Source organism: Streptomyces sp. 8L, from assembly GCF_020176795.1.
Taxonomy (GTDB): Bacteria; Actinomycetota; Actinomycetes; order Streptomycetales; family Streptomycetaceae; genus Streptomyces.
In genome coordinates, this window is sequence record NZ_JAIUKE010000240.1 from 1 (window position 1) to 8,228 (window position 8,228).

Below are 8,228 nucleotides of genomic sequence, written 5' to 3' on the forward strand. Positions count from 1 at the left end.
CTGCCACGGCGGTGCCCAATAGGGGCGGGCCCCCCGCCCCCCGCCCCCCCCCGGGGGGCGCGGGGGGGGGGCCGGGGGGCCGCCCCGGGGGGGGGGGGGCGGCCCGCGTCGGGCGCGGGCTCTTCGGCAGCGTCGCTGCCCGGGGCCTCTTCGGTGGCGTCGTTGCCCGGGGCCTCATCGTGGAGAGGCCCGGACGGCTGGGGCACGTAGATCCAGGCCCGCTGGGAGAAGGGCTTGCCCTCGACCGTCGCGGCCACCTCCACGAAGTGGTCGGGGTGGCGCCCGGTGTACCCACTGGCGACGGCGTCCTCGTAGCAGCGGTCGGAGAGGATCGCAGCGACGTGGGTGACGTTCTCCTTGTGGGAGGCGAGCACGGCCTTGACCGGACGTGAGTCGAGCAGGCGGTGCGTGTCGTTGCGCGCCGTGCCGTTGCCTCCGAACTCGTCGCCGGTGACGGGCAGCGGGCCGACGTGCACACTGGCTCGGAGCCGGATGGGCACGGCCCCGTAGGACAGGACGTTGTAGTCGGTCAGCACGTCCTGAAGTGTCAGCAGCAGCGGGTGGATCACGAAGGGCATCCGTACGGGGTCGAACCCGAAGACGTAACCGTCGCCGGTCGACGCGGGGAACGCGCGGTCCTCCCAGAGGTCCCCCATCCCCGCCCGGGACAGCGCGGTCTTGAGGAGCTCGGGTACGGCCCGGCTGACGGCCTCGTGCTCGATCGCCGGGCGTCCCGTGAAGTCCTTGGCGTCCAGGGCCAAGACGCCCCGGTAGGCGGGAAGCGGACGGCTGTGCGTGTAAGGACGGGCGATTCGCCCGGGCAGTTCGCTGGTGGACTCGCTCATGTCACTCCTCTGTGATGCCCACCCGGCCTTCCGGAGATCGGGCCGGGGCGCTCGTGCGTGCAGTAACTCGCGTTCCGAGCTTCACAGTGGGCGCGGGAACGGTCCGTGCCGCAGGACCGGACGAGGAGTGACGTGGAGCACACCGCGCCACCGGGGCGGTGAGGCCCGCGAGCACCGAGCGCAGCCCTTCCACGCTGGTCACCTCGATCCGGCGTTTCCCGGCCTCCACCCGGCCCCGTCCGAGCCGGTCCAGCGCCTTGCTGACGGCCTTGCGGCCCACACCGATGTGCTGCGCCACATCTTCCCTGGTGAGGTCGAACGAGGTCGCTCCGCCGGACGCGTCGACCAGCCGCAGCAGTGCCACGGCGAGCCGCTCGTGCACAGCGCCGTCATGGATCTCGGTCTGCTCCAGCAGACGGCGGGAGGCCATGACGGCGAGCGGATAGGCGAGCCGGTGGTTTTCCACGAAGCGGCGGAAATCCTCTCCGGGGATGAGGGCGGCTGTGGATGTGCTCATCGCCCACACGCTGGCCATGCGCACGCCGACACCCTGGAGCGCCATCTCGCCGAGGATCTCACCGGGCCCGCGGAAGGCGAGCAGCCGCTGCCGCCCTTCGCGGTCGGTCCGGACGACTTTCACCAGTCCGTCGACCATGGCGAGTACGTGAGTCCCCTTATCGCCCTGCCGGAGCAGTGCGCGACCGACCAGGTAGGTCTGCGTCTGATATCGGGTCAGCAGCTCGTCCCAATCCTTGTGCGGCACCAAAGCGCGAAGAGACGACACCGAGAGGGAGTGGTCTTCGGTCATGCGGTCACGGTAGAGGGGGAGCCCGTCGGGCAAGTCCCGGATTCCGCATCACGCGCTCACGACAGGGCAGAGAGGCCGGAATCTTTCCGTTCGGCCAGATTCCACCGGAACCGTTCGGCCAAGATTCCACCGGAAGCGGCCGGGGCAACGCCGCGGCACCGTTCCCTTCTGCCCGGCGGCCACGAGCCCGGGCACCCGCTTCCCACCCGCGCCCCGGCCCAGGGGCCGTACGGCGGGGCGGTCAGGGAGCATCCGCGAGAACGACGCCCCGGAGTCCGTACGGTCCCTCGGCGGGAAACCCGAATACGAGATCAACGCCACGGACTTCGACTGCTGCCCGCCCAGCTCCGGGGGCCCGCGCACTATCGCCGGCGGGATTCGGGACGAACCGAAAAGGGTCAGGCGGACCGCATCGTGCCGAACCTCGGCGGCAGCCAGGAATCCCTCGACAAGGCGCACGCACAACCGCGCGAAGGGTCGAATCCAGGTCTCAAAGAAGTCATCGCACTCGACAGCGACCGCAATGTCCCGCACGTCTGTCGATAGGATCTCCGAGAAGGACCGGCCGCGTGTCCACGGCCTACAGCCGTGACGTGGCGGCTCGCGGCACGGGCGGTCATGAGGCGGCCGACGCCGGCCGTCCGCGTGCGCGTCCGCAGGGTGCTCAACAGCACGCCCGGAGGGTCGGCGAGCCAGGCAGGTCGCGGACTCGCGGACGCGGGATGAGACGCGTGCCGGGGGCGGTGACCACACACACGCGGTATCGAACACTGACACGGGGCGTGCCCCACCCGTGTGCTCCAGGGGTGGATACCCCGCCATTTCGGCCGACATGCAAGGCCATGAGCCCGGCGCCGAGCCTCACACACGTAGGCTGCGTGCAGGATCTGAGGGGGGAAAGGCGATGCGGTACTGCGAACGCCACGAACTGCACAACTGTGCCGACTGCGCTCCCCGCACACCTCGCGGCGGCGTGGCCGGCGGAGATTGGAACGAGTGGCCGGGGACAGCGATCATCATCCACTCCGGCGGCAAGGCCCACTTTCCCGGCTGCTCGCACTTCTCTCCGGCCGACGTTCGCCCGCCCGTCTACGGCTGGGTGCTCGCCCCCTCACCGGGAGCATGGCGCCGTCTCGCGCCGTCCCATCCGCTCCACGCCACGCACGGCAACCGCGAGCTGGTCGCGGTGAGCCGCTGCATGACCTGTGACGGAACGCGGTAGGGACATGGGTTGAGCCCGAGGCTCTCGTTTCGCACGGGCCCCGCACGCACCCCTCCCCCCGTGTCGTGATCACCCGGCCGTCAGTTCGGGGTGGCGGGCCCTGGCCATCCTCGCGAGGCCGTCCTGCCACTTCGTCCGGGTGTGGCCGACGGGTGCGTGCATCCGGGTGAGGTCACAGGTGGCGCTGCTCAGTGTGTGTACGGTGGGGACGAACTTCGGTTCAAGGCCGGTGAGTTCGCCCAGATAGCCGCACCAGTCCTCGATGCTCGACACCTCGTCGCCCGCCCAGTTGACGATCGTGGCCGGAGTCCTGGCGGCGGCCAGCAACGCGGGGAGCGTCGCCATCATGTCGTCGTGGTGGATGGGCTGGTACTCGCTCGGGCCGTCCTCGTGCACGAAGATCGGCCGGTCCGCCAGCATCGACTCCAGCAGGAAGACGGGCCATCCGCTGTGGTCGCCGTAGGGAACGTTCAACCTCGCGATGGTGGTCGGCAGGTTCAGCCTGCGGGCGCACGAGCGGGCCATGGCCTCCGCGGCGATCTTCGAGATGCTGTACGTCTCGAACATGGCGCCCCCGCCGCGGTGGTTGTCGCCGAGCGGATCGCCCTCGGCGAACCGGCGATGGCCGTGTCGCTGGTAGACGGCGGTCGTCGAGCAGTGCAGGACGGCCCTGGCGCCACGGCACGCGTACATCAGCGCCGCGAGGCCGTCGGCGTTCGCGTCGAGGTCGACGTCCCAGTCGTTGGTCCGCGACACCGCGAAGTTGAGTACGAAGTCGGCGTCGGGCAGCGTGGGCAGGTCCGCGTCCGTCAAGTCGGCCCGCAGGGTGTGCACTCCGGCGTCCTCCAGGACCGCGCGGACCTCCGGGTCACCGAACCGGCCGACCGCCCACACGTCGTTCGTACGCGCCAGCTCCGTCGCGATCGGCCGCCCCACCATTCCCGTGGCGCCGGTCATCACTATCGTGGTGTCGTGCAGCAACGTCCCTCTCCTCCGCGTGTCGGCCGGCCGCCGGCCTTCCCGCCGACCGCGCACCGTCCTTGACCGCCGCCCGCCGGCCGGTGGGCGGCGGCGCGCTGTTCAGCCGAGCACGCGGGATATTGCGGCGAGCGCGTCGTCCGGGTTGCGGACCAGGATGATCCGGGCGGACGGCGCGTGCGTGTGGATGACGTTGAGGACCCGGTTGAACCAGGAGGTCGTCCGGTCCGTCGGCGGAAGATTCGGGTCCTGGCCGCTGATGAAGCTGCCGATCACGACGCCGTCGTACTCGGCTCGGTCCAGCACCTCGGCCAGGTGGCCGTCGCCCGCCTCGCTGTCGGGAAGGACCATGATGTCGGCCGCCAAGCCCGCCTCGCACAGGCGCGCTTGGACGACCGCGCCGATCTCCGGGTGCTTGCCGAAGCCGAGGACACGCCACTCCTTGAGAAACTTCACTGTCGACAAAGCCCGCCTCTGTCCCTAAAATTGACTAGACCATGAGTTGATTGAATAGATCGTGAGTATATTGAAGTCATGGCAGTCGTCAAGGGGACTCAGCGCGCGTACCGTTCGGCAGTGCGCGAGGAGGCCGCGCACCGCACACGCGCGACCGTGGTCGCCGCCGCCGCCGAGGTGTTCGCCGAGAAGGCCTACGCGGGAGCGACGATCGAACTGATCGCGGCCCGCGCCGGGGTCTCCCGCGCGACCGTCTTCGGAGTCGGCGGCAAGGCCCACCTGTTCGCGCTCGCGCGCACGCACGCGGCCACGGGCGGCCGTCTCACCGCCAACGACGAAGACTTCGAGCGGCTCCTGGCAATCCCCGACGCACACCGGCTGCTCACCGAGTTCGCGGCCTTCACCGCCGCCATATCGCGGCGGCTCGGACCACTCCAGCTCGCGCTGGAGCAGGCCGCGACGAGCGACCCGGACATCGCGCGGCTACAGGAGTCGAGCCAGCAAGAACTGCTGGAGTGCGCCGGCGCCGTCGCGGCGGCGCTGGCCGCCACGGGCTCGCTGCGGCGCGACATGTCAACCGAGGTCGCCGCCGACATCCTCTGGCTCCAGATCCAGCCGACGAACTACCGGCGCCTGACTCAGGAACGCGGCTGGAGCCACGAGGCGTTCGAGCACTGGCACGCCGCGACCGCGATCGCCGGCCTGCTGGAATCCCCGAACAGCTGACGGGGCGCCGCCGGGCAGGAGTGCGGCCGGGAGGAGTGTGCCTCGGCATGAGTGTGTCCGGGTAGAGCCACCCCTCCTCGCGGTGCGGAGGACGGTGGCCCCTCGGGGTGGCGCGCCAGGAGCGGTCGGGCGGCCCAGGCCGCCGCCGTCCACGCCGCGCCGCGGGCGGGCCCCGGCCTCTTCGGCGGGCAGCGGCACGCCTGCCGGGCCCCGTTGGTGTCAGTCCGGGCGGTACGCGGTACGGGTCTGCGGCCCGGGAGCTCCGTTCTGCCCTGTGGACGCGGCGCCTCCCGGGCGTCCGGCGGCGCGCCGCGGGGGGGGGCCTCCCCGCGCCGTGCGCGCCGCCCCGTGGCAGGCGGACGCTCCCTAGGAGGCGTCGGCCTCGTACCGGCCGTGCTCCAGGAAGTACCGCAGCGCTTCCGGCGAACCGTCGTCGAGAGCCTTCTCCGCCGCCGCGCGCACCGCGTCGCTGGTGGTCGGATCGGCGAGGATGCGGAAGATCGCGACGCTGTCGTCCTCGGCCTGGGCGAGGCGGTAGCCGGTGTCGAGGAAGGCGCGTACGGCTTCGGGGGTGTTGGCGTCCAGGGCCTTGTTCGCCTCCCTGATGACCGCCCTGTCGTTGTTCTGCTGGGCGTGGTAAAGGATCGTGGCGACGGCGACGCGGTCGTCGTCGAACTGGGCCCGGGCGAGGCCCGTTTCCAGGAAGGCGCGCTGGTCCTCGATGGTTCCGTCCATGGCCGCCTGTGCCGCGGCGTAGACACCCCTGCCGGTGTCCGGGTCGGCGATGATGCGCATGATCGCGACCCGGACGTCGTCGTCGGACATCTCGTCCACCGGCGTGGTCGGACCGTCGGTGTGCGATATGGCGACCACACGCGCGGACGGTGCCCCGGTCCCGCCCGCGGCGAAAGCGGGGGTCGCGAGCAGGAGTGCGGGCGCCAGGGCGGCGGCGGCGATGGTCAGGGCGGTGCGGGTCGGTCTCACGAGTGGCCTTTCCTACGGCTTTCCGACAACTTCGAGTACGTTCCGACGTTCCGAGAAACGTCACGCGGAGACGGTGGACGACGCACGGACCCCAGGGGCGACGACGCGGCCGTCATGGACGACCAATGGCGCGCCCCCTTCGGTCCGGCTCCCCGTCCGCCCGCACCCGCGCACTCACATCCTTGCTCCGTGTGCGCCGAGATAGTCGTAAACCTGTGAATTTTCTGTGCTGTTGCTTTCGAGTCGGGGCCAGGCGGGCAGAGCAGGGCCTCCGGACGGGCCCCCCGCGGCGGGCGGCGGGTTCCGCCGGTTGTTGCGGCGGGTTCCGCCGGTTGTTTTCGAGCCGAGGATTCACCGGAGGTCGGCCCCGCGTTCATCACTGACCTACAGGTTCGGGAACATGACCTCACGCCCTCTCTCCCGCAGACGCACCCGGATCGCCCTCGCGATCGCCGCCTCCGTCGCCGTCGTGGGCGGTGGCACCGCCGCGGCCCAGGCCCACGGCTGGCTCTCCGCTCCGTCGCACGACTTCCGCGCGGCTCCCGACTCCTTCTCCGGCCACGGCAGTGTGACCGGCGACGTCCTGCGCAACGACACCGGCGCGACCGCCGTCGTGCGCAGCACCGAGCCGTCCGACGGCACGGCGACGGTCCACGCGGACGGCTCCTTCACGTACACGCCGAAGGCCGGATTCAAGGGCACCGACACCTTCACGTACACGACGACCGACGCGGTGCGGCTCTACCGGGACAGCCGGCCGGACGGGTCCCCCCTGCCGCCGCTCGCGAAGGTCGCGGGCCCCGGCGGCACGACCACCCAGATCTCGGGCGAGGGGTTCGGCTCCTCGCTCGCCCCGGTGCCCGGCAGACCGGGATACTTCTTCGGCCTCACCGACCGCGGCCCGAACGCCGACGCCCCCGACGGCAACAAGTCCGAGATGGTCACCGGCTTCACCCCCGAGATAGGCGAGTTCAAGCTCGTCGGCGGCAAGGCCGAGCTGGTCGGGAAGGTCACCCTGAAGGGCCCGAAGAGCCTCGGCGGCACCCGGTACAGCGGACGTCCGCCGCACGACACGAACGAGGTGATCGACGACGTCGCCGCGACGAACGCCCACGGCGGCACCCCGACGCCGGTCGCCAAGGACCCGGACGGCTACGACTCCGAGGGCCTGGTGGCGCTGCCCGACGGTACGTTCTGGGTCTCGGACGAATACGGGCCGTACGTCACGCACTTCGACGCGAACGGCTACGAGCTGGGCCGCCTGACCCCGTACAGGAACAGTCCGGACAACGCCCACCACAAGATCATCGGGTATCTGCCGGCCGAACTCGCCGACCGCGCCAAGAACAAGGGCATGGAAGGCCTCACGATCACACCGGACGGGCGGACCCTGGTCGGTGTCATGCAGTCCGCGTTGCAGCAGCCGGACCTCGGCGGCACCAAGGCCGGCGACGTGTCGCCCACCCGCATCGTCACGATCGACCTGCACACGTACCGGACCAAGCAGTACCTCTACCTGCTGGACGACCCGAAGACCACGGGCGACGCCAACAGCGAGATCACCGCGCTGTCCGGCACGAAGTTCCTCGTCGACGAACGGGACGGCGGCTTCGAGCCGTTCGCCGACAAGACCCTCTACGAGGTCGACACCAACGGCGCCACCGACGTCAGCGGCCTGAAGATCGGCGGCAAGTCGCCCGAGGCCTTCGTCGGCGACGACGGCACCAACGCCGCGCTCGCCGCCCTGACCGGCGCCGGCGTCAACGTCGCCCAGAAGCAGCCGTATCTCAATGTCGGGTCGCTGGTCAGCCAACTCGACCCGAGCGGCGCGTTCTTCGCGCACGACAAGATCGAGGGCGTCGCCACCGCGGACGCCGGCAGGACGCTGTACCTGTCCAACGACGACGACTTCGGCATCGACACCATCGCCGTCGACCCCGACGGGACGTGGACGGTCCACCAGAAGGTGCTGCCCGCGACGGGCCGCAGCGACAGCGGCGAGATCCTGAAGGTCGACACGACCAAGCTGCCCGCCGTACTCAAGACCGTCACGGTGACGGTCCACGTACGCTGACACACTCCGCCCGCACCGGCACGCTCCGCGCCGACGGGCCCCCCCCCCCGGGGGGGGGGGGGCCCCCCCCCCCCGGGCCCCCCCCGGGCGGGGAGTGTCGCGGGGGCGGGGGGGGCAACGGGGGCAGCCGGGGGA

8 protein-coding genes are annotated in these 8,228 nt (G+C 71.1%); 3 read left to right on the plus strand and 5 right to left on the minus strand.

What is annotated here, in order from left to right:
* The coding region (locus LCE31_RS20440; protein WP_225016191.1) for a hypothetical protein at positions 1-845 on the minus strand (845 nt) is incomplete at its 3' end.
* A gap of 1 nt (position 846) precedes the next feature.
* Positions 847-1,653 (minus strand): Crp/Fnr family transcriptional regulator, encoded by an 807-nt coding sequence (locus LCE31_RS20445; protein ID WP_225016193.1) that lies wholly within the window; start codon positions 1,651-1,653, stop codon positions 847-849.
* Positions 1,654-2,626: 973 nt separating this feature from the next.
* Here LCE31_RS20445 and LCE31_RS20450 point away from each other — a divergent pair.
* The gene (locus LCE31_RS20450) at positions 2,627-2,875 is read left to right on the plus strand and encodes a hypothetical protein (RefSeq protein ID WP_225016195.1); all 249 of its coding nucleotides are present in this window, start codon (positions 2,627-2,629) and stop codon (positions 2,873-2,875) included.
* 69 nt (positions 2,876-2,944) lie between these two features.
* Here the strand turns inward: LCE31_RS20450 and LCE31_RS20455 are convergent, their stop codons facing one another.
* Positions 2,945-3,856 (minus strand): NAD-dependent epimerase/dehydratase family protein, encoded by a 912-nt coding sequence (locus LCE31_RS20455; RefSeq protein ID WP_225016197.1) that lies wholly within the window; start codon positions 3,854-3,856, stop codon positions 2,945-2,947.
* A 99-nt stretch (positions 3,857-3,955) separates the two neighbouring features.
* A complete protein-coding gene (locus tag LCE31_RS20460; protein WP_225016199.1) occupies positions 3,956-4,318 on the minus strand; it encodes a hypothetical protein in 363 nt (120 codons plus the stop codon).
* A 69-nt stretch (positions 4,319-4,387) separates the two neighbouring features.
* On the opposite strand from LCE31_RS20460, the gene LCE31_RS20465 reads away from it, so the two are divergent.
* Complete coding sequence (locus LCE31_RS20465; RefSeq protein WP_225016201.1) at positions 4,388-5,035, plus strand: TetR family transcriptional regulator; 648 nt, start codon at positions 4,388-4,390, stop codon at positions 5,033-5,035.
* 366 nt (positions 5,036-5,401) lie between these two features.
* Here LCE31_RS20465 and LCE31_RS20470 read toward each other — a convergent pair whose 3' ends face one another.
* On the minus strand, positions 5,402-6,019 hold the full coding sequence (locus LCE31_RS20470; RefSeq protein ID WP_225016203.1) for an ALF repeat-containing protein: 618 nt from the start codon (positions 6,017-6,019) through the stop codon (positions 5,402-5,404).
* A 400-nt stretch (positions 6,020-6,419) separates the two neighbouring features.
* Between LCE31_RS20470 and LCE31_RS20475 the strand changes: the two genes are divergently transcribed.
* Positions 6,420-8,093 (plus strand): esterase-like activity of phytase family protein, encoded by a 1,674-nt coding sequence (locus LCE31_RS20475; protein ID WP_225016205.1) that lies wholly within the window; start codon positions 6,420-6,422, stop codon positions 8,091-8,093.
* The last annotated feature ends 135 nt before the right edge of the window (positions 8,094-8,228 follow it).